Origin of the sequence: endosymbiont of Lamellibrachia barhami (assembly GCF_011947365.2) — a bacterium.
Classification (GTDB): Bacteria; Pseudomonadota; Gammaproteobacteria; order Chromatiales; family Chromatiaceae; genus QGON01.
In genome coordinates this window covers 2780453-2804747 of sequence record NZ_JAAVSH020000001.1, presented here as the reverse complement: position 1 = coordinate 2804747, position 24295 = coordinate 2780453, and the positions used below count along the sequence as shown (strand labels likewise).

General features: G+C 55.0%; 20 protein-coding genes. 12 read left to right on the top strand and 8 right to left on the bottom strand.

Annotated elements, in window-relative coordinates; genetic code table 11:
• Positions 1–904: hypothetical protein (locus G9Q73_RS12665; RefSeq protein ID WP_439654692.1), on the top strand; the 904-nt coding region annotated here is incomplete at its 5' end.
• A 37-nt stretch (positions 905–941) separates the two neighbouring features.
• On the opposite strand, the gene hypD is transcribed toward G9Q73_RS12665, so the two are convergent.
• The 4 genes from hypD to G9Q73_RS12645 form a co-directional block, all read right to left on the bottom strand.
• Positions 942–2036 (bottom strand): hydrogenase formation protein HypD, encoded by a 1095-nt coding sequence (gene hypD / locus G9Q73_RS12660; RefSeq protein ID WP_177420108.1) that lies wholly within the window; start codon positions 2034–2036, stop codon positions 942–944.
• Positions 2037–2047: 11 nt separating this feature from the next.
• The gene (hypB, locus tag G9Q73_RS12655) at positions 2048–2866 is read right to left on the bottom strand and encodes a hydrogenase nickel incorporation protein HypB (RefSeq protein ID WP_177420107.1); all 819 of its coding nucleotides are present in this window, start codon (positions 2864–2866) and stop codon (positions 2048–2050) included.
• 143 nt (positions 2867–3009) lie between these two features.
• Entirely contained in the window at positions 3010–3372 is a 363-nt protein-coding gene (locus tag G9Q73_RS12650) for a hydrogenase maturation nickel metallochaperone HypA/HybF (RefSeq protein WP_177420106.1), read from the bottom strand.
• A gap of 152 nt (positions 3373–3524) precedes the next feature.
• Positions 3525–3770 (bottom strand): HypC/HybG/HupF family hydrogenase formation chaperone, encoded by a 246-nt coding sequence (locus G9Q73_RS12645; protein WP_177420105.1) that lies wholly within the window; start codon positions 3768–3770, stop codon positions 3525–3527.
• A 74-nt stretch (positions 3771–3844) separates the two neighbouring features.
• Between G9Q73_RS12645 and G9Q73_RS12640 the strand changes: the two genes are divergently transcribed.
• From G9Q73_RS12640 to G9Q73_RS12615, 6 genes are all read left to right on the top strand, one after another.
• Complete coding sequence (locus G9Q73_RS12640; RefSeq protein ID WP_177420104.1) at positions 3845–4315, top strand: HyaD/HybD family hydrogenase maturation endopeptidase; 471 nt, start codon at positions 3845–3847, stop codon at positions 4313–4315.
• Positions 4316–4446: 131 nt separating this feature from the next.
• On the top strand, positions 4447–4914 hold the full coding sequence (locus G9Q73_RS12635) for a hydrogenase expression/formation C-terminal domain-containing protein (RefSeq protein WP_177420103.1): 468 nt from the start codon (positions 4447–4449) through the stop codon (positions 4912–4914).
• Positions 4907–6010, top strand: a complete 1104-nt coding sequence (locus tag G9Q73_RS12630) for a hydrogenase small subunit (RefSeq protein ID WP_177420102.1) — start codon at positions 4907–4909, stop codon at positions 6008–6010. Before G9Q73_RS12635 ends, G9Q73_RS12630 begins: the two co-directional genes overlap by 8 nt.
• Positions 6007–6669, top strand: coding sequence for a hypothetical protein (locus G9Q73_RS12625; protein ID WP_177420101.1), 663 nt, complete (start codon positions 6007–6009; stop codon positions 6667–6669). Before G9Q73_RS12630 ends, G9Q73_RS12625 begins: the two co-directional genes overlap by 4 nt.
• Positions 6666–7934 (top strand): (Fe-S)-binding protein, encoded by a 1269-nt coding sequence (locus G9Q73_RS12620; RefSeq protein WP_177420100.1) that lies wholly within the window; start codon positions 6666–6668, stop codon positions 7932–7934. Before G9Q73_RS12625 ends, G9Q73_RS12620 begins: the two co-directional genes overlap by 4 nt.
• Before the next feature lie 65 nt (positions 7935–7999).
• Positions 8000–9721, top strand: coding sequence for a nickel-dependent hydrogenase large subunit (locus G9Q73_RS12615; protein WP_177420099.1), 1722 nt, complete (start codon positions 8000–8002; stop codon positions 9719–9721).
• A gap of 3 nt (positions 9722–9724) precedes the next feature.
• Here the strand turns inward: G9Q73_RS12615 and G9Q73_RS12610 are convergent, their stop codons facing one another.
• The gene (locus G9Q73_RS12610; RefSeq protein WP_177420098.1) at positions 9725–10378 is read right to left on the bottom strand and encodes a thiopurine S-methyltransferase; all 654 of its coding nucleotides are present in this window, start codon (positions 10376–10378) and stop codon (positions 9725–9727) included.
• A 210-nt stretch (positions 10379–10588) separates the two neighbouring features.
• Between G9Q73_RS12610 and hrpA the strand changes: the two genes are divergently transcribed.
• The 3 genes from hrpA (at position 10589) to G9Q73_RS12595 (ending at position 15836) form a co-directional block, all read left to right on the top strand.
• On the top strand, positions 10589–14446 hold the full coding sequence (hrpA, locus tag G9Q73_RS12605; RefSeq protein ID WP_177421437.1) for an ATP-dependent RNA helicase HrpA: 3858 nt from the start codon (positions 10589–10591) through the stop codon (positions 14444–14446).
• Positions 14447–14558: 112 nt separating this feature from the next.
• Positions 14559–15047, top strand: a complete 489-nt coding sequence (locus tag G9Q73_RS12600) for a YchJ family protein (protein ID WP_177420097.1) — start codon at positions 14559–14561, stop codon at positions 15045–15047.
• Positions 15048–15230: 183 nt separating this feature from the next.
• Positions 15231–15836 carry a lytic transglycosylase domain-containing protein gene (locus G9Q73_RS12595; protein ID WP_177420096.1) on the top strand — a complete coding sequence of 202 codons (606 nt, stop codon included), beginning with the start codon at positions 15231–15233 and terminating at the stop codon, positions 15834–15836.
• 117 nt (positions 15837–15953) lie between these two features.
• Here the strand turns inward: G9Q73_RS12595 and G9Q73_RS12590 are convergent, their stop codons facing one another.
• From G9Q73_RS12590 to G9Q73_RS12580, 3 genes are read right to left on the bottom strand one after another with little or no spacing between them, the layout of a single operon-like run.
• Entirely contained in the window at positions 15954–16946 is a 993-nt protein-coding gene (locus tag G9Q73_RS12590) for a glycosyltransferase (RefSeq protein ID WP_369408957.1), read from the bottom strand.
• Between the two features lie 14 nt (positions 16947–16960).
• On the bottom strand, positions 16961–17305 hold the full coding sequence (locus G9Q73_RS12585; RefSeq protein ID WP_177420095.1) for a PilZ domain-containing protein: 345 nt from the start codon (positions 17303–17305) through the stop codon (positions 16961–16963).
• On the bottom strand, positions 17298–19709 hold the full coding sequence (locus G9Q73_RS12580) for a DUF1631 domain-containing protein (protein WP_218649957.1): 2412 nt from the start codon (positions 19707–19709) through the stop codon (positions 17298–17300). The genes G9Q73_RS12585 and G9Q73_RS12580 overlap by 8 nt, the downstream gene beginning before the upstream one ends.
• 409 nt (positions 19710–20118) lie before the next feature.
• Between G9Q73_RS12580 and G9Q73_RS12575 the strand changes: the two genes are divergently transcribed.
• Positions 20119–20985 (top strand): HDOD domain-containing protein, encoded by an 867-nt coding sequence (locus G9Q73_RS12575; protein WP_177420094.1) that lies wholly within the window; start codon positions 20119–20121, stop codon positions 20983–20985.
• A gap of 121 nt (positions 20986–21106) precedes the next feature.
• Positions 21107–24295 carry an exodeoxyribonuclease V subunit gamma gene (gene recC / locus G9Q73_RS12570; RefSeq protein ID WP_177420093.1) on the top strand — a complete coding sequence of 1063 codons (3189 nt, stop codon included), beginning with the start codon at positions 21107–21109 and terminating at the stop codon, positions 24293–24295.

The following is a 24295-nucleotide window of genomic DNA, read 5'->3' as shown; positions in this document are numbered from 1 at the left end:
GCCAGCTGGGACTGCCGGACTGGACGGCCCCAGTGCGCTTGTATTCGGTCCCGACCGGAACCTCTATGTAGGAAGCTTCTTTACCGATGAAGTTCTCAGCTTTGATGGTGAGACGGGCGCGTTTGCACGGGTAGCTGCTTCAGACGGGGGGCTGACAAGACCCTCCTATTTCACCTTCTTTTCCGAGGTCTCTCCCGATGCGGATGTTGCAGATGATGCTGTCCTGGGAAATGGCGTTGTGCTGGCGAAACTCACCAAGGTAGGCAATGGCGCGAAGCTTGGTGACTATGTGCAGGTCGGTGAGAAGTCGAAAATTGGTCCGCTTGCATCTATTGGAGCAGGTACCACAATCAGTGATCAGGTGGTTATCAAGCGCAAAGCTTCTCTGGGCAGCAACGTGTTCATTGGCAGCAAGAATAAGGTGGGGATGGATACGCTGATCGGATCCGCCACACGCATCGATAGTCATGTAGTTGTGAATGAAAAGACGCTTATAGGTAAACAGGTGCATGTCGAATCAAGGGTCACCGTGGGTAAAGCTGCTCGCATCGGCGACGGCAGTTTCGTGGGTGAAGGTTCTCAGATTGTGCAGAAGGCGTGTCTCGACAAGGGTGTGGCTCTCGCAAGCTCAGGGAAGGCACTAGGCGGTTGGAGAACCAGAAAGAAACCTGCTGGCGTCCGTATTGGCAAAGCGGCAGCGATCGGAGCTGGTACAAACATCAGCAAGGGCACGAAAGTCATGACGGGTGCAAAAGTAGGAAAGTCAGTGCAGATCGGAACTAATGTACGAATCGGTAAAGATGCCAAGGTGCTCGATGGATCAACACTTCCGGATGGTACCGTTGTACCAAATGGAGCAGTTGTCGGAACGGGTGGCCTGACATTGGGGGACTGCGGCCCATAACAGGCTTAAGGTGAGGATTAGGGGTAATCAAGGATTCCTATCTCTTGTCCCTGAGCCCACTGCTCCACCAGATCCGGCAGGCTCCCTCATCGGAAACCATGCAGGGGCCAACGGGGTTTCTGGGAGTGCAGGCCTCGCCATAGAGCCTGCACTCATTGGGATATTTTTTGCCAAGTACAACTGCGGCGCAGTCACACCCAGGTGGCATCTGTCCGGCGCGGCGGCGGCTCTCTGAAGCGTAATCCGGATAGCGTTTTCGGGCGTCCCATCTTTCATAGACCTCTTTCAATGCGTAACCCGATTTTGGGATCGTGCCGATGCCACGCCAGTTTGCATCGACCACATCCAGTGCGGTCTCCAGATGCTTGCGGGCGCTGGGGTTGCCGCCGGGACGAACCAGCTCCGGGTAGCAGTTGTCGAGAAACAGCCGCTGGTCGATCTGTTGCCGCAGCACGGAGTAGGTGGCGGCCAGCAGACTCTCCGGGGTAAAACCGGCAACCGCGCTGGGGATATGGTGCTTGTCGACCACAAACTCCCACTCTTCAGGCCCCATAATGGTGGCAACATGGCCGGGGGCCACCAGTGCGTTGAAACCAGGAGTCCCGGAATCGAGCAGCATGGAGACCGCAGGCCAGGTGAGCCGCCCGGAGAGCAGAATGGAGAGATTTTCGGGGATGCCCTCCACGAGCAGAGCGGCAACGGGTGCGGTAGTGGTTTCGAATCCAGCAGCAAAAAAAATTATCTTGCGCTCAGGGTTCTCCCGCGCAATTTTCAACGCCTCGATGGGTGAAGCGATGGGACGGATGTCGGCACCGGCAGCGTGGGCCTGATCAAGGGAACGGGGTTCCCCCTTCGGTACATTGACGGGGACCCGCAGCATATCCCCAAAGGCCAGCAGGATGATCTGCTCATTGAGCGCGAGTTGTATCGCCTGATAGACATCCTCCTCCGGGCAGACGCAGACGGGACAGCCGGGGCCGGGTATCAGTTCGATCTGCTTTGGCAGGGCGCCACGAAGACCCGCCTGGGAAATGGAACGTTCATGGCCACCGCAAACATTCATGATGCGGATCCGTTCCGGGAGCTGGAGAGTCCGGATCTGCTGTAGCCAGTCTTTGGCGCTGAGTGACATGGATATTACAGCTAACCGTGTGCGTGCAGTTGGAGACCCTCTGGCTGGATGCTGGGTTTAGTGGTCTCACCCGCTGCTCTGCGTGCGGCCTGAATGGCGAATGACTTGCGCAGCCAGGCCAGCCAGTTGTCCAGCGTACTGCTGTTGCGGGCAGACAGGTTCAAAACCGGTGCTTCACTGGCGAGAATACGGATTGCCTGTTCCGCCCGTTCCGGCTTGAAATCATCCAGATAGGGAAGCAGGTCGGATTTGCTGATGAGTATCGCGTCGGCGGCCCGAAAGATGACGGGGTATTTGGCGGGTTTGTCATCCCCCTCGGTGACCGATAGCAGGGTGACATTGAGGTGTTGCCCAAGGTCGAAACTGGCGGGGCAGACCAGATTGCCGACATTTTCCACGAAGACGATGTCAAGATCGTCCAGGTTTAACTGGTGGAGCGCTGAGTGCACCATGTGCGCATCCAGGTGACAGGCGGTGCCGGTGGTGATCTGCACGGCACTGATGCCCTTGCTGCGTATGCGTTCAGCGTCGTTTTCTGTCTCCAGGTCGCCCACGATGACGGCGATGCGGAACTCCTGATTGAGTGCATCGATGGTGGCTTCGAGCAGGCTGGTCTTGCCGCTGCCGGGGGACGACATCAGATTGATGGCAAGCACGTCATGATTGTCGAAGTGTTGCCGATTGTGGCCAGCCTGATGATCGTTTTCACTGAGCAGGTTTTGCAGCACCTCTACGGCAACCTTGCCGTCGTGGGTATGCTCATGTTTGCCGCCGGCCTCGATGAGGTGGCGATTACCCTGGGTGACGTTACAGCCGCAGGTGTCACACATCTTTCTGCTCTCCAGAGAAATAATAAACTGCCCCACTGCAAGCAAGCGGGGTATAACTTGTAGGAGCGGCGTCCTCGCCGCGATAACTCCGTAGATGGAAAAATCGCGGCGGGGCGCCGTTCCTACCATTTAATCCTAGCGGTTTATTCCACCGCCTGCTCTGCCCGGTTCAACTCTACACTGGCGAGCAACAGCTCATCACCACTGAGCAGTTGGGTACGGTAGTCGCCACACTCGCCGCAGATCATCCGGTTGATTCCTGCATCTGTTTCAGCACCGCACTGGCTGCATCGCACTCGAATGCCGGTTGACTCCGTGATCAGTTCAGCCTGGTTTGCGATAGTTCCGGCCCGGGCAATGGAAAAGGCCTGTTCCAGCAGTTCCGGCACGACACCGGACAAGGGACCGATACGAACCACTATCCGGGTGATCTCCGATGCCTGCTCCCGGGATGCGATATCGGCGACCTGTTCAAGCATCGCCTGACAGACCGCAAGCTCATGCATTTAGGGAGCCTCTGAACGAATCATGATCAAGTGCCTTGACACCAGAATCCGCCACTTTTTCGTTGCAAACCTTCGCAATAGCTGGCTATTACGTGCGATTTGCGCCTCAAATTGGCATATTCTGATCGCCAACTCATCTTGCTCAGATTCATTCAGAGGCTCCCAGGCCGCTCGTCCAGTGTCTTCAGCATCTCATCGTAGATCTCCCAGGCGGAGCGGGCCTCCTGAGGCGTGACTTTCTGGATCGCATAACCGACATGCACCACCACGAAATCGCCAGGTTCCAGCGTCTCATGCTGCAGCATGAAGAGGCTGACGTCACGTTCAACTCCCTTCGCCTCACAGCGGGCGGTATATTGATCGATCGTTTTGATCTGCATTGGGATGCCGAGACACATGGTCAGAGAGCTACCTGTTGCTATAACCTATGGAAAGAAAACTTCTATCAGCCATTCTCCCAAGGAGCATGCATTTGTCAATTGAATCTGTCCTTATTCTGGGTATAGGCAATACATTACTGAGCGACGAGGGTATTGGTGTGCATGTGGTGAAACGCATGCAGGCGTTGCATGGCGAGTTGAAGGGTGTCGAATATTTGGATGGCGGAACCCTGAGTTTCACCCTGGCGGAACCGATTGCCAGAGCGGATGGGTTGATCGTGGTGGATGCGGCCAGGATGGAGAGTCAGCCAGGCACAGTCAGGGTATTTCGCAACGAAAAGATGGATCATTATCTCAGCGGCAACCGGCAGAGTGTGCATGAGGTTGGATTGACGGATCTGTTGGATATCTCGCGTCTGACGGAACAGTTACCTGCTCAGAGAGTACTTGTGGGCATTGAGCCGGAGTCGCTGGAGTGGGGGGAATCACCCAGCAAAACGGTTTTCCCTGCCATCGATAAGGCAATCGATGAAATTCTGTCTATACTTTGTGAATGGCGTTAGCTATAGCAAGAAATACTGCACCAATATTTCCCAATAAAATCACCGGATTTCGACCTCTAAGTGATCTGGATCAGTACTGGTTCTATCGGTTAGAGATAATCTACTAATAGATGAAATGAACGGTGTTTCATATGCAAAAACTGCAGGACATTGATGTACGTGTAGAGGCGCCTGTTGATCGGCTTGCTCAACATGGCAATGCTGTCCCCGTCCTGCATGAAATCCTCCATGCCCTGCGCCGTCTTGGCGAAACAGAAGAATCCACCACCATTGATCTTAGATCGATCCCCTTCGGTCCCGGTGATGAAGCGCTGTTGCTCGACCTACTGGGCCATGGGGAGGTGGCGGTCAAGCTGGAAGCCCTGGGCGCCAGCGATATCTATGAAACCGCATTCGCCGGTGTCTGGATCGTTGATCATAGAAATACTGAGGGCGAGCGCATCGCCCTTCAGATTGAGATTGCCCGGGTGCCTGAGATCCTTTTTACCCAGGTTGCAGATCTCACAGACTCTATTTCACGGCTCGAAAATCGTTTGCGTACTCCAGATGGGGTCGCGTCGCTGAGCAATCCTATGAACGGGAGAAGACGTGATGGCTGATTCAAATACAGAGATTAAAACACTCGGCGAAAGCCTGCGGCAGCGGGGTGTGTCAAGGCGGGGGTTTCTGAAATTCTGTACCGCCACCGCTTCGATGATGGCACTGCCTCCGGCCATGGTGCCGGCTATTGCGGAAGCGCTGGAAAAGGCCAGGCGTCCCTCTGTCATCTGGCTCTCCTTTCAGGAGTGTACAGGCTGTACCGAATCTCTCACCCGAGCCCACGCCCCCACCATAGAAAATCTCATCTTCGACCACATCTCACTCGATTATCACCACACTCTGCAAGCGGCTTCCGGAGAGGGAGCAGAGGCTGCACGTGAAGCAGCCATACATGAGAATTTCGGCAAATACCTGGTGGTGGTCGATGGGTCGATCCCATTGAAAGACCCTGGCTTCTCTACAATTGCAGGTATCAGCAACCTCGATATGCTGAAGGAGACCGTGGCGGGGGCCGCAGCGGTCATAGCAGTGGGTAGTTGCGCGGCCTTTGGTGGTCTGCCACATGCCAATCCCAACCCCACCGGGGCAGTGTCGGTCTCGGAGATCATCAAAGACAAGCCGGTGGTCAATGTCTCCGGCTGCCCACCCATTCCAACGGTGATCTCTGGTGTGCTGGCGCACTTCCTGACTTTTGGCGGTCTGCCCGAGCTGGATGATCTGGGTCGGCCGAAAGTCTTCTATGGCCAAAGCATTCATGATCGCTGCTATCGTCGTCCGTTTTACGATAAGGGCCTGTTTGCAGAGACCTTTGACGATGAAGGCGCACGCAAAGGGTGGTGTCTCTACCGCATGGGATGCAAGGGCCCGATGACCTACAACGCCTGTGCCACCACCAAGTGGAATCAGGGCACGAGTTGGCCGGTTGAGTCAGGCCATGGCTGCCTGGGTTGTTCCGAACCCGATTTCTGGGACGGCGGCGGTTTCTATAACGCCATCTCCATTCCCGACGGGGATATTGCCCGCAACATCGGTCTTGGTGCGGTAGCCGGTGTGGCCGTCGGTGCGGCAGCCGGTATGCTCAACCGCAATGCCAAGGCGGATGCGGCTGCCAGGCACGAAACCGTCACTGTGGATGATCTGGAAAAAACATCATGAGCAGCCCGATCGACTTTCTGTTGTGGGTGAAGGGACCTGCCTTTGATATCGCCCTGGCGGTGTTTGTCATCGGCATTGTCGTCCGTCTGCTGGAGATAGTGTTGCTTGGGCGGAAACAGGATCTTGCGGAGCCAAAGGGCGGGGAGTTTGGCCCCGGCTTACGCACTATCGTGACTCGGACACTACCGGAAGCAGGTAGCTTCAAACGGTCTCCATTTACGGTTATTGGTGGTTACATCTGGCATATCGGGTTTCTGATCTGTCTGCTGTTTTTCGTTCCCCATATCGAGTTGCTGCACAGCGTTCTGGGCATCAAGTGGCCGGGACTCTCCAACCATATCGTGGACGCCGTGGCAGTGGTGACAATGGTGACGTTGGTTGCGATGCTGATCGACCGCATCACTCATTCGGTGAAGCGATTTCTCAGCGGACCCGAAGACTACCTGGTGTGGTTGGCCACATTTCTGCCGTTATTGACCGGCTACCTGGCCTATCACCGTGTGCTGGCGCCCTATCCACTTGTGCTTGGGATACATATCCTGAGCATTGAGTTTTTGATGGTTTTATTCCCCTTTACCAAACTGATGCATACCTTCACATTCCCCTTGGCCCGTTGGTATAACGGTGCAATGGCCGGGCGCCGGGGGGTGCAGTCATGAGTAAGGCAACCCTGGAACGTGGACTCAATGCATTGCGTGAAGAGATCGATGCGCCGGTAGCGGCCTTCTTTTCCAGTTGTGTCAACTGTGGACTATGTGCGGAGGCCTGTCTCTTCTACACGGAAACCGGCGATCCCCGTTACACCCCCATCAACAAGCTTGAACCCCTGCGCCGTATCTGGGAGCAGGAGTTTACTCTCTGGGGGCGGATCAAGAAGGTGCTTGGTCTGGCGCAGCCGGTGACCGATGAACTGTTGCAGGAGTGGGAGCCGCTGGTCTATGACGCCTGCTCTCTCTGTGGACGCTGCTCCATGGTCTGCCCGGTGGGCAACGATATCGCCTATATGATCCGCAAGGAGCGGGAAGGTTTTGTCGCCTCGGGTAATGCACCCGAAGGCATGAAAGGCGCCAGTACCCGTGCCATCAAGGTCGGCAGTCCTATGGGGGTGAAATTCCCCGCCGTGCAGGCACAGATCAGACATATCGAGGCGGATACGGGATTGAAGATACCGGTCGATGTGGAGGGTGCTGATTATCTGGCGCTACTCTCCTCGATGGAAATCATGAACTTTCCTGAATACATTGAGGCACTGGCCAGGATCTTTAAACAGGCTGGCGTCAGCTGGACAATCTGCTCAGAGGCTTTTGAAGCGACCAATGCAGGCATCCAGATCGGCAGTAGCGATATCGCCGCAGAACTGGTCGAACGGGTGGTGAAAGGCGCTGAGAAATTGAAGGTCAAATATGTCATCAGTCCCGAGTGTGGCCACGCCTATACTGCCATCCGCTGGGAAGGGCCGAATCTGATCGGCCGGCGCTACCCCTTCAAGGTGGTGCATATTCTCGAACTGCTGGATGAGTTGAGAGTCGCTGGAAGACTGAAGACCCAGGGTATGGATGAGGCGCGGCTGACTTTCCACGATCCCTGCCAGATCGTGCGCAAGGGCGGGGTGTTGGAACCCCCGCGCAATCTGCTTAAGCAGGTTGCGGCGAACTTCGTGGAGATGAGTGACCACCGTGAGATGAACTGGTGTTGCGGCGGTGGTGGCGGTGTCAGTGCCAATGAGCGGGCAGATGAACTGCGGCTCAAGGTGTTCGCGAGGAAAAAGAGCCAGCTGGATGAGCTGAATGTGGACAAGTTGGTTACGGCTTGTGCCAATTGCCGCTTGATGCTGGAAGATGGCCTTGAAGAGTATCGGGTGGAACTTCCGGTGGTCGGACTGACCGAGATGTTGGCGGAACATCTGGTAGAAGAGAACGAATAGCTAGTGTAGGTTCGGCTTGACCGGACTTGTGGGGCGGGAGAAACCCCTTCAGGAGACGAGAGAAAATGAGCGAACGTATCGTCGTTGATCCGATTACACGGATCGAAGGGCACCTCAGGATCGAAGCGGAGATGGCTGGCGATAAGATCGTCAGTGCATACTCCTCCGGCACTATGGTGCGCGGCATCGAACTTATCCTGCAGGGCCGGGACCCGCGTGATGCCTGGGCGTACGCACAGCGTATCTGCGGTGTCTGCACCCTGGTTCACGGCATCGCATCGGTACGGGCAGTGGAGAATGCGCTGAACTATCCGATCCCGCCCAATGCGCAACTGATCCGCAATCTGATGATTGGCGCGCAGTATATCCATGATCATGTGATGCACTTCTATCACCTGCACGCGCTGGACTGGGTGGATGTGGTATCTGCGCTCTCCGCCGACCCTGGAGCGACTTCCCAACTTGCCCAATCGATAAGCAAGTGGCCCAAATCCTCGCCCGGCTACTTTTCCGACATGAGGCAGAAGCTGAAGGGCTTTGTCGAATCCGGACAGCTCGGCATTTTTGCCAAGGCCTACTGGGGTCACTCCGCCTACAAACTGCCGCCTGAAGCCAACCTGATGGCAGTCTCCCACTATCTGGAGGCGTTGAGCTGGCAGCGTGATGTAGTGAAGCTGCACACCATCTTCGGCGGCAAGAATCCACACCCGAACTTCCTGGTCGGCGGGACGGCTTCCCCGATCGATCTCAATTCCGATTCCGCGATCAACGCAAAGAAATTGGCACAGGTGCAGAATGTCATTACCCAGATGCAGACGTTCGTGGATCAGGTCTATGTGCCGGACACACTGGCGATCGCCGGTTTTTACAAGGACTGGGGCGAAAGAGGCGAGGGTGTGGGGAACTTCCTCTGTTATGGCGACCTGCCGGCCACCACCATGGATGATCCATCCAGTTACTTCCTGCCCGCCGGTGTGATCCTGAATCGTGATCTCTCCACTGTTCATCCTCTGGATATGAACAATCCTGACGAGATTCAGGAGTTCGTCTCACACTCCTGGTATGACCAGGGTGACGGCAAAGATGCGCCTAAACATCCCTATGATGGCGAGACCAACCTTAACTACACAGGTCCGAAACCGCCCTATAAACACTTGAATGTGGATGAGTCCTACTCCTGGATTAAATCTCCGCGCTGGAAAGGAAAACCGATGGAGGTCGGGCCTCTGGCTCGCGTGTTGATGCTCTATGCCAAAGGCCACGAGCAGACCAGGGAACTGGTCAATATGACCCTCAAGACCCTGGATCTGCCAGTCAGGGCGCTCTTCTCCACCCTTGGCAGAACAGCCGCCCGAACCCTGGAGACCAAGATCATCGCCGATGCCATGCAGGGTTGGCAGGACCAACTGATCGCCAATATCAAGGCGGGAGATACCAAGACCTTCAACGAGGCACTCTGGGAACCCTCAACCTGGCCGAGCCGCTGTCAGGGAGTGGGTTTCATGGAGGCGCCGCGCGGCGCACTCGGTCACTGGGTGGTGATTGAAAACGGTAAGATTTCCAACTACCAGGCGGTCGTGCCCAGTACCTGGAATGCCGGTCCCAGGGATGCCCAGGGACAGCCTGGCGCCTATGAAGCTGCACTGCAGGACAACCACCAGGTGGTCGATCCCAAGCAGCCGGTGGAGATCCTCCGCACCATTCACAGTTTCGACCCCTGCATTGCCTGTGCAGTCCATCTGTCTGATCCTGAAACGGGGGAGAAGATCGAAGTGAAGGTGACTTAATGGTTATCGATGTAGTTGAAATACCTTCTCGGTGAGCTGGCTCAGTCCCTTATTACGGAACTGCGGATTTTCATCCAGAATCTGCTGACTGAAGAGGGTTTCTATCCGATAGTCTGCCTGATAGAGCGATCGCACCTCATCTTCATGGACCGCAAAAGGGGGTCCCTGCATCTCGGCCTGATCGTACTCCATGGTAACCAGCAACGTTGTTGCGGCAGGAGGTTTGATCTCAATGAGATGTCTGGCATATCGCGCCCGCATTTCTGGCGGCAGGGCGACTAGCGATGCCCGGTCGTAAATGCCTCCTATGCCTTTCAGGTCGTCTTGTCTCAGATCGAAAAAGTCACCGAGCAACAGGGTAAGTCCGTCGGTCGAGTACTCAGTAAAAGCACCGGCTTGGGTAATTTGGGGCGTCAGATTGTTCTCCTGGAAGAAATCCCGTACGGCAATGGGACTGATCTCGATACCTAGCACTTCATGTCCCTGGGCGCGGAGCCAGAGCAGATCTCGGCTTTTCCCGCATAGGGGAACAAAGATCCGGCTTTGGCCTTTCAACTTCAAACTGCCCCAGAATGTCTGGAGGTGGGTGTTGATCTCATGTTGGTGGAAGCCGATCTGATTCTGCCGCCAGCGTTCAATCCAGAAGTCGGTTTCCATTGTGTGCCTCCAGGGTAATAAATGTGGCGATATAGTATCCAAAACATCGCGGACAGCATACTGACTAAAATTGGCGAATATAGGATTCCCCGTTTGGCTTGGGAGTGACAAAATAGCGCATCCCAGTCTTCAGTCAGATGAGCAACTGCCACCTTGGTCGACAACAGCACCTCTCAGCCATTTCCGTCACAATCGGATATCGAAACCTGTATGCAGGTCGACCGGCACCTTTTTGTCCGGCGTCTGCGGGGATTGCAACGACGGCGCAAGTCAGGAGAACCCTATGATCAGGGGTTGTTCAAGCTGAACCGGGATATTCTGGCCTCGCAGGCGCGGCTGCAGCAACGGCGGGAGAGCCTGCCCGAAGCGGCCTTCCCTCCGGAACTGCCCATTACCGCGCGCCTCGAAGATATACAAACGCTGATCACCGAGAATCAGGTTATCGTGCTCTGTGGTGAGACCGGCTCCGGCAAATCGACCCAGCTGCCGAAGATCTGTCTTAGTCTGGGCCGCGGAGTGGGGGCGTATATCGGTCATACTCAGCCGCGCCGGATCGCGGCCCGGACCCTCTCATCCCGCATCGCTTCGGAACTGGGGGTGGAGACCGGCACCTCTGTTGGTTACAAGGTTCGTTTCAGCGACCGGGTGGGGCCTAACACCCATGTCAAATTGATGACCGACGGCATCCTGCTGGCGGAGATACAGCAGGACCCCTTCCTGAATCAATACGACACCCTGATCATCGATGAGGCGCATGAGCGCAGTCTCAATATCGACTTCCTGCTCGGTTATTTGCAGAATCTGTTGCCCAAGCGCCCGGATCTGAAGCTGATCATCACATCGGCGACCATCGATCCCGACCATTTTTCCAAACATTTCAACGATGCGCCGGTGATCGAGGTCTCTGGGCGGACCTTTCCGGTGGAGGTTCGCTACAAGACTCCGGAAGAGGAGGGGAGCAGCGAACGGGATGATCCGATGCAGGCCGCTATCATGGATGCGGTGGATGAACTCTCCCGTATCGATCGGGGAGACATCCTTATCTTCCTCAGTGGCGAGCGGGAGATTCGTGAGACCGCCGAGAACCTGCGCAAGCATAAACTTGATCTGACCGAGGTGCTGCCATTCTATGCCCGGCTGAGTCCGGCAGAGCAGGGACAGATTTTCAAACCCCATAGAGGGCGGCGCATCGTGCTGGCCACTAATGTAGCGGAGACCTCACTTACCGTGCCCGGCATCCGCTACGTCATCGATGCCGGTTTTGCACGTATCAGCCGATACAGCCACAAGAGCAAGGTGCAGCGTCTTCCGGTTGAACACATCTCACAGGCCTCCGCAAACCAGCGTATGGGGCGTTGTGGTCGTGTCGCCAAAGGTGTCTGTATCAGGCTCTATTCGGAAGAGGATTTCGAGTCCCGCACGCCTTTTACCGAACCGGAGATCCAACGAACCAATCTCGCAGCGATCATCCTGCAGATGAAGTTGTTAGGTTTTGGGGAGATCGACGATTTCCCCTTTGTTGATCCACCCGACAGCCGCCTCATCAAGGACGGTTACAGGGTGTTGGAGGAGATCGGTGCGATCGGTGGCGATCAGCGGGTGACAAAGCTTGGCCGGCAACTTGCCCGGTTGCCTGTCGACCCGCGTATCGGACGTATGCTGTTGGCGGCGGCCCACAGCCACTGCCTGCGGGAGGTGATGGTAATCGCAGCCGCCCTCAGCGTACAGGACCCGCGGGACCGTCCGCTGGACAAGCAGCAACAGGCGGACGAGGCGCATGCCCTGTTCCGCCACCCCGAGTCCGATTTTCTCGGTTATTTTCAACTCTGGCTGGATCTGGAGATCCAACGTAAGCACCTGTCGCGCAACAAGTTCAAAAAATATTGCCGCACACGATTTCTCTCCTGGACACGGGTGCAGGAGTGGCACGATATCCACACACAACTGCGTCTGCAGATGCACGGCATGGGGTTCAAAGAGAACAGTGAAGAGGTGGGTTATGAGCAGGTGCATCGCGCCATGCTCAGCGGCCTGCTGAGCCATATTGGATTCAAGTCAAAGGAGCGGGACTATCTGGGTGCGCGCAATAGCCGCTTCTTTATCTTTCCCGGCTCCGGTCTGTTCAAGAAGCCGCCCAAATGGGTGATGGCGGCAGAACTGGTGGAGACCACTAAACTCTATGCCCGTACCAACGCAGCCATTCAGCCGGAGTGGATCGAGGCCTGTGCCGGACATCTGCTCAAGCACAACTATTCTGAGCCCCATTGGGAGAAGCGGCGGGGGCAGGTGGCGGGATACGAGAAGGTTACGCTCTACGGACTCACGCTGGTGCCCCGGCGCAGGATCAACTTCGGTCCCATCGACCCAAAACTGGCGCGGGAGATATTTATCCGCTCCGCACTGGTGGAGGGGGATTTCCAGACACGTGCCCCTTTCTGGCGGCACAACCAGGAGAAAATCGCTGCAGTCCATGATCTGGAGGCAAAATCCCGTCGACGTGACATCCTGGTGGATGAGGAACGCATCTACGGTTTCTACGACCAACGCATCCCCGAGGGGATCTGTACTACGCCGGCATTCGAGAAGTGGCTGAAAAAGCAATCGAAACAGGAATCAAAACGGCTCTATCTCAGTGAGGCCGACCTGATCAGGGAGGATGCCTCTATCGTCCCGGATGGTCAGTTTCCCAACCATCTGGATATCAATGGCATGGCGCTTCCCCTGGAATATTCTTTTGATCCCGGGCAGCAGCAGGACGGGATTTCACTGGTGGTGCCGCAAGATGTCCTGGGTCAGGTTACCGAGGCCAGATGTCAGTGGCTGGTGCCGGGATTGCTGCGGGAGCGGGTCATTGCGCTGATTCGGGGGCTGCCAAAATCCCTGCGCAAGTCCTTCGTGCCGGTCCCCGACTTTGCCGATGCCTGTCTGCAGGGGATTGAGCCCTCCGACAGGCCTTTGATCCAGGTGCTCGGTGAGCGTCTGAAGCAGATTACCGGCGTCCATGTGCCGGAGGATGCCTGGTCCGATGACGAACTGCCGGAGCATCTGCGTATGCAGATCAAGGTCGTCGACGAAACAGGAAAACAGATTGGATCAGGCCGGAATCTTGATCTTTTGCACAAAGCACATCGGACAAGCCATAGAGGGTTCCAGCAACTTGCCTCACCCGATCTCGAACAGGAGGGGCTGACTGATTGGGATTTTGGCCCCCTGCAGCCCAGCCTCTCTGTAAAACGCGGCGGCATCACCCTGAAAGGGTTTCCTGCGCTGGTGGACGAGGGCGACAGCGTTGCCATCCGTCTGCTTGATTCGGAAGCCTCTGCCCACCAGAGCCACAAGGCGGGTGTGCGGCGGTTGATTAAACTCAAGCTGGCAAAGGAGATCCGCTATCTGCGCAAAAACCTGCCCAACCTGGCGCGCATGCGCCTGCAATATGCCAAAGTGCCCAAGGCGCCGGAGGGGCTACCCGTCGAGAAGCAGCAGAATCTGGAGGATGAGTTGGTTACCTATATCCTCGACCGTACCTTTCTGGACGGGTTGCCTGAGATACGGGACAAGGAGATTTTTCTCGACCGAATAGAGCGCTGTCGCAATGCGATGATGACGGTGGCCAACGACGCCTGTCAGGAGGTTGGAAAAATCATCGAATGGTACCAGAAGGTCAGAAAAAAACTCTCCGGCACGACGCAGATCAACTGGATGGCATCCGCTGCCGACATGCAACAACAACTCGACCGTCTGGTTTTCAAAGGATTTCTGGGAGTGACACCGTTGGAGCAACTTGGCCGTTTCCCCCGCTATCTACAGGCGCTGGAAAAGCGTCTGGAAAAGCTGCAAAGCGCTGCAGCCCGTGATCAACAGCAGATCCGGGAGATGGCAAAGACCTATCAGCAGTGGCAGCAGTGGGATGAACAGTGCAGGAAAAACGGGCGCAGCGATGAGAGGATCGATGAGATGCGCTGGCACTTTGAGGAGTTGCGGGTCTCCCTGTTCGCCCAAGAGCTGGGAACCGCCTATCCCATATCCCTGAAACGAATCGAAAAGCGCTGGAAAGAGTTGGGACTTTAGGCCGAATCAAGCGTAGCGGATCCGGCATCATTTGGTTCAGACAACTATTGGGTTGCATGGGGGCGCCGTGCTATCTTTCCCGCGCATATTTAATTCACAGGAACAACTGCTCATGACTCAGTGCTATTGCGGCTCCGGCCGGGATTTTGAAACCTGCTGTCAACCGATTCTGGAGGCCAGCCAGACTGCGGGGACTGCAGAGGCGCTGATGCGTGCCCGCTACAGTGCGTTTGCCACTCAGCAACCGGAATTCCTGCATGAGTCACTCCATCCCGATCATCGAAAGGATCACGATGTAGCAGCAACCCGGCGCTGGGCACTGAATTCACAGTGGCTCGACCTGGAAATTGTCGAGGTGAAAGGTGGTGGGACAGATGACGAAGAGGGTACAGTTGAGTTCATCGCCTCCTACAAAGAGCGGGATCTGCTGCGCAAACATCATGAATTGAGTCATTTCAGCAAATCCGACGGTCTCTGGTATTTTGTCGATGGTGAACTCGTACTGCCCAAGACTGAGGTGAGGGAGTCACCAAAAGTTGGCCGCAATGACCCATGTCCCTGCGGTAGTGGTAAGAAGTACAAGAAGTGTTGTGGACGGTGAATCTACCCATTTTGTGACTTCTCTCCCTGGAATTATTATCGGTTTTCCTCAAGAATAGTGGTTATGTGCCGAAAATCTGATCATTCAAGGGCTTTTGCTGTTGTCAGACAGACATCGGGTTTTCGCAATGAATGAACAGATTATATTGAGATGAAACGGGTCAGAAGCAGGATGAAATGCTCCATGACGGCAGGCAGATCACTATTGATCTTCTGCCTGCTGGTTTTCTCGTCTTCTCTGATGGCGCAGATCTTCAAATATCGAGCGCCGGACGGGCACATCCATTTCACCGATCATCCCATGGCGGGCAGTTATCGCCTCTTGTGGAAATCAGCTCCTGCAGCCAGCGCCTCCGGCGGTTACTCTGTTGCAGAATTCAAACAGAACAAATCAAAACTGTCACCGTTGATTGACGCAACTGCCAAAAACATGCGTCTGCATCCGGGGTTACTCCATTCGGTGGTGCGGGCAGAATCGGCCTACAATCCCCGTGCGGTTTCAAAGATGGGTGCTCAGGGACTGATGCAGCTGATGCCGAAAACCGCCAGACGTTACGGCGTCAACGATGCCTTCAATCCCCGGCAGAATCTGGAGGGTGGTGCGCGCTATCTGAAAGATCTTCTGCAGCAGTTCGGTTTTGATTTGAAGCTGGCCTTGGCGGCATATAATGCCGGTGAGGGTGCGGTAAAGAAGTTTGATAATCAAATCCCCCCCTATCCCGAAACACAGCAGTATGTGAAAAAGGTGATGGGGTACTATCGCAGCCACCTGCAGGGATCGGCCAACTGAAGGCTGATTCAAGCGTAGCGAACCGGCTCTGCAACTTGCTGCGAAGAGGTTGCACCCTACCGGATGCTCATTTTCAGAATGGCTTGAACTCCGAAACTCGAATAATCAGAAACTGTTTTATCCAACCATGAGATAATCCACTCCCCGCCGGTACCCCATATCCTCAAGTTCCTGCCGGATGAGATCCCGCGCACCGTGGTTGGTGACATAGACGAGAACAAAGGGTTTGTTCTCCTGCAGAAGCCACTCAGGCGAGACGACCGGGACACCCTGCAAACGGTTTCCAATCTTACGTGGATCAATATCGATCCATGCCTTTACCTGGAAACCCTGCTCCAACAGTCGCTGACAGCGCTTACGGGTTTTGCGCCCGGCACCCCAAATCACCAGCTCGTCGCGTCGGGCCAGCAGTTGTGGATCCCGGGCGAGGTAGTGTGCACGCAACCGATCGAACGCCTCCCTGCTGCAACGTGGATCCTGCCGGGAGGTACGGTTTTCACTCTCCCGCCAGTCGAGCAGGATCTGCGGTAGCTTGGCCATCCGGTAACCGGCAAAGTGCAACCTGAACCAGAGATCGTAATCCTCAGGAAACATCCCTTCGCGATAGCCACCTGTCTCAATGATGGTTTTGCGTCGGAACATTACGCTGGGATGGGCAAAGGGGGATTCGATGTAGATATCCGCAGCAATCTCATCAGGATCCAGGCACTGATTTTGCCAACGTATATATTCACGGTAACCTGCCTGGATCAAAGTCTCCGGGAACAGTCTGACTTGGCATCCCACCAGGGTAATGGCGCTATTTTGCCGGAGATAATCCACTTGCAATTGCAGACGTTCCGGATCCATCAGATCGTCAGCATCCATGCGCGCAATCAGTGGAGATGTGGCCTGCATCAGGCCGTAGTTCAAGGCATTGACCAGACCTGGATGGGAATTGTGCAGCAGGCGTATCCGCTTATCGCAATTGGCGTGTTGCTGAACCACGCTGCAGGAGTCATCACGACTGCGATCGTTGATGGCGAGCAGATGAAAGTCCTGGAAGGACTGCTGCCTGATGGACTTCAGACAGGGATCAAGTGTGGTCGCCGCATCACGGAACGGGAGGATGATATCCAGCTTGATCAGGAGATGCTTGCCCAGTCCACAATCATGGTATCGATGACAGTGGTCACTTCATCCGAGATGTCGATGATGCGAAAGCCGGTCCAAAAGGTATCGGGTTGCGCGGCTTCGCTGCACCAGAGTGCTTCAGCACCAAACAAAATCTTGCTATGACCCTTCACCAGATACGGGAGCCGCATATCCAACTGGTAAATGGACCCCGTCTTGATGGGGTTGGCGCTGAGCAGCATGAAACCTTCAACGGTGATATTTACCACCTGCCCCATGTAGGCTGCTGTTATCTGGTCCGATACTTCAAGGACCTCATTGGCTATCTTGCGCGGTAGGATACGGTACTCAACCATCGACTGGATCCCTATAGTTACTGCCGGGAATCTTTGACCAAGCGTCTTCTCCCGTCTCGTTATCGTTAGTAATATTCTCGGCAATCTCTTCTGTAGCCTTGAGAGAGCGTTGCAGCATTCTGCGAATGGCGTGTAGAGTGCGTTCGACAAATGGGTCACTGCTCTCTTCGAGAATCTTCGATTTCCCGTCCATGATCTCTTGTGCCAGTTTGCGCAGGGGTTTTATGGCGGTTTGCACTCCAGCCCTGTCCACGAACATGCATGAGGATGTCAACGGGCTGAGCCATGAGAGTTTCACCCGCTTGACATCATTGGGACCACTGCTGAGATCAAACCAGGTGCCGAACTCGGTCTTGCGTAACTTGTCCATCATCTTCAGGAGATCGTCAGAGATCTGTTCTTTGGACTCAGAGGATTCCGGAACAGGTATAGGAGGCTCTGGTTGAGTGGTTTGAAAAGGTTTTGCTTCAGGCGCTTTTGGTGTGCTGACACTCTTGGGTTCACTGACCGCAGATGAACCGGCTGACATAGCGCTTTCTGCATTGGCCAGGAGTTCGAAAAGTGCTCGACTCTTCTCTTGATGGTAGCCGCCTAGAGACTCAAGTCCTTCTTCAATCGTATTACGCAGGTAGGGTAGCGTCTTCTCAAGTTCCCTCCGCTCATCTTGGGTCTTTTTCTCTTCAAAGACCCAAGCCAGCTCATCTGCAACATGTAGTGCGTCCTTCCAGTCTTCACTCATCTCACCATCGGGGTGGCGCAGCAGGATGAAAATCAGTTTGTCCGTCCAGGTTTGAACCAGAAAGTCCCTCGCTACCTGAGGCAGGAAGGCACCGAAGGTTCGGGCTTTCATCTCCTGGCCTGCCCTCTGCCTTGCATCGTTGAGTTTTTCCCGTCCCTTGGCTGAGTCCTGGGCCCGTTTTTCCAGAACTTCGGTTTTCCGGCGAAAATCATCCATTCTCGCCTTGAAGTTGGTCAGTAGATCGGAAAAGAGTTTGATGTTGTCAGAAAACTCTTTGAGCACGTGATCGACTACCGACTGCATGTCTGGATATATACCACGCTTGAGATTGTGCTCATCGATCCAGTGGCTGCCCGCTTCAACCATGCAGTCGAGTAGCTGACGTGCATCGTGATTGCTGTCGGTGAGCAGATGACGGTCGATAATGGCGACTTTCAGATAGGGGGTGTGCAGGTGACTGATCAGTGCCTTGGCGACTGCGGGAAGGACAGGATCATTCAACATATATTCAAACAGCATACCGACAAGATCAATGGTGTCTTCATCCACTGTATCCAACTGATCGGTGTCGATCTGACTGTAGAGTTTGTTTCGCTCCTCGAGCAGTGTCTGTTTGATACGGGTAAGGAACTGTTCATCGAGTTCAATGTTCGGAATGAACGGGGCGTCCGTCGAAGCATCGGGCAGATAATCTGATCTTGTGGCTGGCTGAATATCATTAAGTACGGAGACAAGGTTCGTGGTAGTGGGCAGCTGCCCGCCGCCGGAGTGCCCGCTGGCGCCACTCACTCTACCCGTTGAGCCACTGCCACTTCCCTGCCGAGCTGTTGAGTGTCTATGGGGTGGGCTGCCACGCCGGGATGCGAGGAGGCCAATGATTGAGTCAAAGAGTTCTTCCCCGAGATCCTGTTCTGAGGTTACGGCGTTTTGATCCTCGGTTTGCTGGGTACTTCCATCCTTACCGCCGCGTTGACCAGCTGCCTGTGGATTTCGAATAGTATGTCTAAGGTGGGGCAGTACACCGGCATCCTTGAGGTTGTTGTTGAAATCCTCATACAGAGAGCCTAGCTGCTGCAAAACGTACTTGTTGAAAAGCGCGAGAACAATAAGCTTGATGTTGGATTCGAGACCCAGACTGTCGATAGCACTGGCGAAAGCGTTGACAAGATGCTGAGGACTGGCAGGGGTTCTGTTTTTTTCTATCGCCTCGCCACCGTTGATAACGGCAAGACGCTGGCTAAGTGCGTAGAGTTGAGACCGATGGCCGATGGTCGCTTTACTGACCATGTTTTCGATGGCCGTGGTTTGGTCCATGGAGTCGTCATCGACCAGCTCGAGTTCGATATCGCTGCTCAGATCGGAGAAGGGATCACTATCCCGCTTCCTGGCCCAGAAATTATCAAAACCTGCGCTGAGTTGCTCTCTGAACTCATGTTCCACCAAGCCGTGGCGGTTCCGAATCAGGCTGATCGCTTCAAAAAAGCGATTCTGCATCAGATCGTTCTCCGCTTTTTGAGCGAAACTCATCAACGCCTTGTCTGTGTTGGCAAACAACTCTGTCAGCAGAGCGCTAACATAGACCAGCACCATGTCCTTGCAGCGGCTCATGAGTGGTTGAAACTGGGTCTGATATTTACTTTTTCGTGATTCCGGTGATGGCACCATCACTTGATCCTTCAACGCGATTGACTAAATCTGACTTGTGCCGGTAGCAGCCGGCATCAGGTCATTAAATTAAGGCTTAACCCGCACACTCTCCCCAATCGTCTCTATATTCATGCGGGAACACCGGAGTACCATTGGCAGTCTTTCCCAGTAAGGTTAGCACAGACGAAACTGATTTATGAACAGAAAGTTAGACAGGTTTTCTCATAAGTAGCGATTAGTTCGCAGAGGGCCAATTGGCTGGCTAACAGAAGGAACGAAAAGCAGTGGGGAAATCGGGGGAATATCATTCTGATAATTTAACTGAATTCAGCTGAATTCGCCTCTTGGGCTGGCCAACCCTGATTTTCAAGAAACCGGCAGGCTGGCCGATAAAATTGTGAATTAGGGTTAACTGCAGGTGATTTAAATGAATGCCGAGGAACTGGTCGATGGGATAGAGCATCTGGTTTCGCTGCCGGATGTCTGTATCAAGGTCAATATGATGGCTGATTCTCCGCTCTATTCAGCAAAAGATATCGGGGAGGTAATCTCTCAGGATACCGACCTTTCCGCACGCCTCCTGAGCATGGTCAACAGTGCCTTCTACGGTATGCGGGCTCCGGTGGAGACCATCTCCAGAGCCGTCACGATCATTGGCACAAAAGGTCTGCGCAACCTGGTTCTGGTTACCTCAGCGGCTGAGATTTTTACCGGCATCCCAGCTGATTTGGTCGATATGACAGAGTTCTGGCGATACTCAGTGACGACCGGGATTATTGCCAAGGCGCTTTCAGCCAAGTGCAATGTTTTGCATGGTGAACGCCTGTTCGTAATGGGTGTGCTGCATGATATCGGCAGGCTGGTTATCTACTTGCGCCTGCCGGAGCAGTCGCGGGATGTATTGCTGATTACCGGGGGGGACGATGCCATTCTTACTGACACTGAGGCGGATGTTTTCGGTTTTACCCACATGGATGCCGGTGCAGCATTGCTGAAAACCTGGAAACTGCCGGAAAGTCTGATTACCGTCGCTGGAACTCACCATGAACCGTTGAACGCGGGTGACTGCCGGCTTGAAGCTTCCCTGGTAAACCTCGCGGGCTTGCTCGCACAAGGTGAAATGACCGGCGAGTCACTGGATGAAATTCTTGATCAGATACGGCCCGAGGTCTGGCAGGCCACTGGCCTGGACAGCGATAAGGTCGCATCGGTGATGAAGGAAGTTCCGGCCCAGGTGGCCGAGGTACTGGATGTTGTGCTGGCGCCGCATATGCCTGCGGAGCAAAGGCACTGATTTATTACTCATGACTCTCTACCCTCTATCCGCTACGCTTGATCGGGCCTACGAAATTTAATATCCCAGTAACTGCCACAGGCTCATGATTTGAGTCCCAGAGAGGGTAGAATAGGGTCTCATGTTGAGACTCTATCAATCCAATCGACTCGAGATTCTGTCCCTGCGGCTGAGTACGCTGCTGGCTGAACCGATGGCCTCCCCTCTGGAGGAGGAGGTGCTGGTTGTACAGCACCCCGGCATGGGGGGGTGGCTCTCCCTTGAAATTGCGCAAAAACTGGGAATCTGTGCCAATATCCGATTTCCCATGCCTGCCTCTTTCGTCTGGGAGGTGTTTCGTGCCTTTCTTCCTGATGTCAGTGAATTCAACCGGTTTGAACCCTCCCTGCTCAGATGGCGAATATTCCAACTGCTCGATGAGATTGGCCAAGAGCCGGTATTTGCGCCAGTTAGCCATTACCTAAGGAAGGAGAGTGAGAAGCGTCGCTTCCAACTGGCGGACCGACTGGCAGGTCTGTTCGACCGCTATCTGGTCTATCGTCCCGACTGGATCTGCAAATGGGATAAGGGTGAGTCTGCTGTTGCGGGGGATGAGTGGCAAGCGGAAATATGGCGCCGGTTGGCCGCGGACGAGGCTGTTCATTGGGTGCATCTGCAGGAATCCCTGTTCCAGGCCATGTCGGGCGATGCTGCAAATCCTTCCCGCGGTTTACCTGCGCGGCTCTTTCTCTTTGGGGTGCCTACGCTCTCTCCGGGCTATCTTGAGATTATCCGGCAGCTCTCCCGTTGGATAGATATCCATCTTTTCCTGCTGAATCCCTGCGAGGCCCATTGGCTTGAAATCATGCCCGAGAGGGAGAAAGTAAGGCGGGAGCTGGCGTCATCCGGTACCGAAGACCTCTACCTGGAGGTTGGCAATCCGCTGCTTGCCTCTCTGGGACGACAGGGCAGAGATTTTTTCTCCACGATAAATGAGTTCGATCCAGGCTCTGAAGAGTGGTTCGAAGCTGCCGAAGGGGATGGCTGCCTGGTCGGGTTACAGCGTGAGATTCTGCATCTCGAACAGCCTGAAACCATTGAAGATGAACGAGATCATTCCGTTGCATTTCACCGCTGCCACAGTCCCATGCGGGAGATTGAAGTCCTCTATGATCAGTTGTTGGCAATGTTCGAGGAGATGCCCGACCTGACTCCCGCCGATATTCTGGTGATGACGCCCGATATCGATACCTATGCGCCGCTTATCGAAGCCCGTTTCTCCGAGCCGGGGGATTGCCCTGCCATCCCTTACCGCATCAGCGACCGGACCCAAGGGCTTGAAAATCGCTATGTCACGGCATTCCTTGATCTGCTTTCGGTCCCTGCCGGCCGCTATGGGGTCGATGAGATTCTCAGGTTACTGGAGTTTCCGGCGATTCAGCAGCGGTTCGGCCTTGATGAAGCGGGTCTGGAACGCATCGTCGAATGGATTGAACAGGCGGCAATTCGCTGGGGACGTGACGCCGAGAGTAAATTGGCGTTTGATCTGCCTGCCGACCCGCGGAATACCTGGCGCTTCGGGCTGGAGCAGCTGGTACTGGGTTACGCTATGTCATCAAACGATGAAGCCTTGTGGCAGGGCATTCCACTCCCGGAGAGTGCAGAAGGTTCGGAATCTGTTTGGTTGAGTGGACTGTTGGGTTTCTGCCGATCCCTGTTTGAATTGGAGGATAGGCTCTCTGGTATGGTCTCGGTTGCCATATGGTGTGACCGCCTGCAGCGGATTCTGGATCGTTTTTTTGCCGCCGATGAGAGCGCGGAGCAGCCGCTGCAACTTGTTCGGGACACCCTTGTGCGACTGGGAGAAGAGGCGGAAGAGGCCGGCTTTCAGGGCCAGGTCTCTCTCTCCCTGATTCGTCAGCAACTTGAACTGCTCTTCAGTCACGGTTCAAGCCGGGGCTTTCTTGGTGGCGGGGTCAATTTCTGCGCACTCACCCCCATGCGCAGCCTGCCCTTCAAGGTGATCTGCCTGATCGGGATGAACGACGGCGCTTTTCCCAGGGAACCCCCAACCCTGGATTTTGACCTGATGGCGAAGCAGTTTCGTTTTGGCGACCGCTCACGACGGGCCGATGATCGTTATCTGTTTCTGGAGACCCTGATCTCTGCCCGTGAACGGCTCTATATCAGCTATGTCGGCCGCAGTCTCAAAGACATCAGCGCACTGCCGCCTTCGGTGCTGGTGGAAGAGCTGCGGGACTATGTGGCGTCTCAGGTGGGCAAGTCCGGTTTGGATAGTATGACCTTTACGCACCCGCTTCAGCCCTTCAGCCCCAACTATTTTCAATCGGGAGGACATCTCTTCAGTTACTCATCGAGGATGCAAGAGGCAGCCCAGTTAGTTGGGCATGGAAAAAAACAGCGCCAGCCGCTGGTGGTCGCGCCGCTACCCAAAATGGAGCCGGTAACAGATTCAGTGGATCTGCATCTTCTGAGGCGTTTTTACAGTGCCGGTCCTGCGCGGGCATTTGCGGCCCGGCGACTCAACCTCAGGTTGGAAACCGCCCGGGATATTCCTGATGCACGTGAAACCTTCGAGATGGAAAAATTTACCGCCGAAGCCGTTGAGCGTGAACTGGTGGAACGGCTACTTTCGGGAGAGTCAGCGGAATCCTTCTATCAACTGCTCGATCTCCGGGGTGAGTTGCCACACGGAAAACCCGGACGACGTCACTTTCAACAGCTCTGCGGATCCGCCCAGATAATGGTGGAACGGTTGAATGCGGGGGCTTTTGGTGAAGAGATGCCGCCCCTGGATGTCGATCTGATGCTGGACGGCCTGCGGCTGACCGGTCGGCTGAACGGATTGCGCACTACAGGCCTTCTCGAATACAGCGCAGGCAAGATATATCCCCATCAAAGACTGGATCTCTGGATTCGATTTCTGGCGTTGAATCTTATCAGGCCTGAAGGGGTGGCATGGGAGGCAATCTGGCTGTCACCGGATGAGGAGGGGAGGTTTATTGCACCGGACGACCCGGAAGCCCATCTGCAGCAACTGGTGGCGCTCTACCGGCAGGGTATGCTGACGCCACTGCATTTCTACGCGGGCACCTCCTGGTCCTATGCTGAGAAATGGCGGTCGACGGAAGACCGGCCTATGGCCCTCTACCAAGCCCAAAAGCGCTGGTTCAACGATCCTCCGGCACACGGGAGCAAACCCCACCACAGACTGCTGATGCCTGGCGAAGAGATGCTGGATGAGGCATTCCATGAGATCAGTCTCGCCGTCTTTTTGCCCCTCATGGATCACATGGAACTGGTGGAGTGA

Coding starts and splice junctions, on each gene's coding strand:
- hypD (WP_177420108.1), bottom strand. CDS start 2,036: ATGTCACTCAGCGCCAAAGACTGGCTACAGCAGATCCGGACTCTCCAG.
- hypB (WP_177420107.1), bottom strand. CDS start 2,866: ATGTGTGACACCTGCGGCTGTAACGTCACCCAGGGTAATCGCCACCTC.
- G9Q73_RS12650 (WP_177420106.1), bottom strand. CDS start 3,372: ATGCATGAGCTTGCGGTCTGTCAGGCGATGCTTGAACAGGTCGCCGAT.
- G9Q73_RS12645 (WP_177420105.1), bottom strand. CDS start 3,770: ATGTGTCTCGGCATCCCAATGCAGATCAAAACGATCGATCAATATACC.
- G9Q73_RS12635 (WP_177420103.1), top strand. CDS start 4,447: ATGCAAAAACTGCAGGACATTGATGTACGTGTAGAGGCGCCTGTTGAT.
- G9Q73_RS12630 (WP_177420102.1), top strand. CDS start 4,907: ATGGCTGATTCAAATACAGAGATTAAAACACTCGGCGAAAGCCTGCGG.
- G9Q73_RS12625 (WP_177420101.1), top strand. CDS start 6,007: ATGAGCAGCCCGATCGACTTTCTGTTGTGGGTGAAGGGACCTGCCTTT.
- G9Q73_RS12620 (WP_177420100.1), top strand. CDS start 6,666: ATGAGTAAGGCAACCCTGGAACGTGGACTCAATGCATTGCGTGAAGAG.
- G9Q73_RS12615 (WP_177420099.1), top strand. CDS start 8,000: ATGAGCGAACGTATCGTCGTTGATCCGATTACACGGATCGAAGGGCAC.
- G9Q73_RS12610 (WP_177420098.1), bottom strand. CDS start 10,378: ATGGAAACCGACTTCTGGATTGAACGCTGGCGGCAGAATCAGATCGGC.
- hrpA (WP_177421437.1), top strand. CDS start 10,589: ATGCAGGTCGACCGGCACCTTTTTGTCCGGCGTCTGCGGGGATTGCAA.
- G9Q73_RS12600 (WP_177420097.1), top strand. CDS start 14,559: ATGACTCAGTGCTATTGCGGCTCCGGCCGGGATTTTGAAACCTGCTGT.
- G9Q73_RS12595 (WP_177420096.1), top strand. CDS start 15,231: ATGACGGCAGGCAGATCACTATTGATCTTCTGCCTGCTGGTTTTCTCG.
- G9Q73_RS12585 (WP_177420095.1), bottom strand. CDS start 17,305: ATGGTTGAGTACCGTATCCTACCGCGCAAGATAGCCAATGAGGTCCTT.
- G9Q73_RS12580 (WP_218649957.1), bottom strand. CDS start 19,709: ATGGTGCCATCACCGGAATCACGAAAAAGTAAATATCAGACCCAGTTT.
- G9Q73_RS12575 (WP_177420094.1), top strand. CDS start 20,119: ATGAATGCCGAGGAACTGGTCGATGGGATAGAGCATCTGGTTTCGCTG.
- recC (WP_177420093.1), top strand. CDS start 21,107: ATGTTGAGACTCTATCAATCCAATCGACTCGAGATTCTGTCCCTGCGG.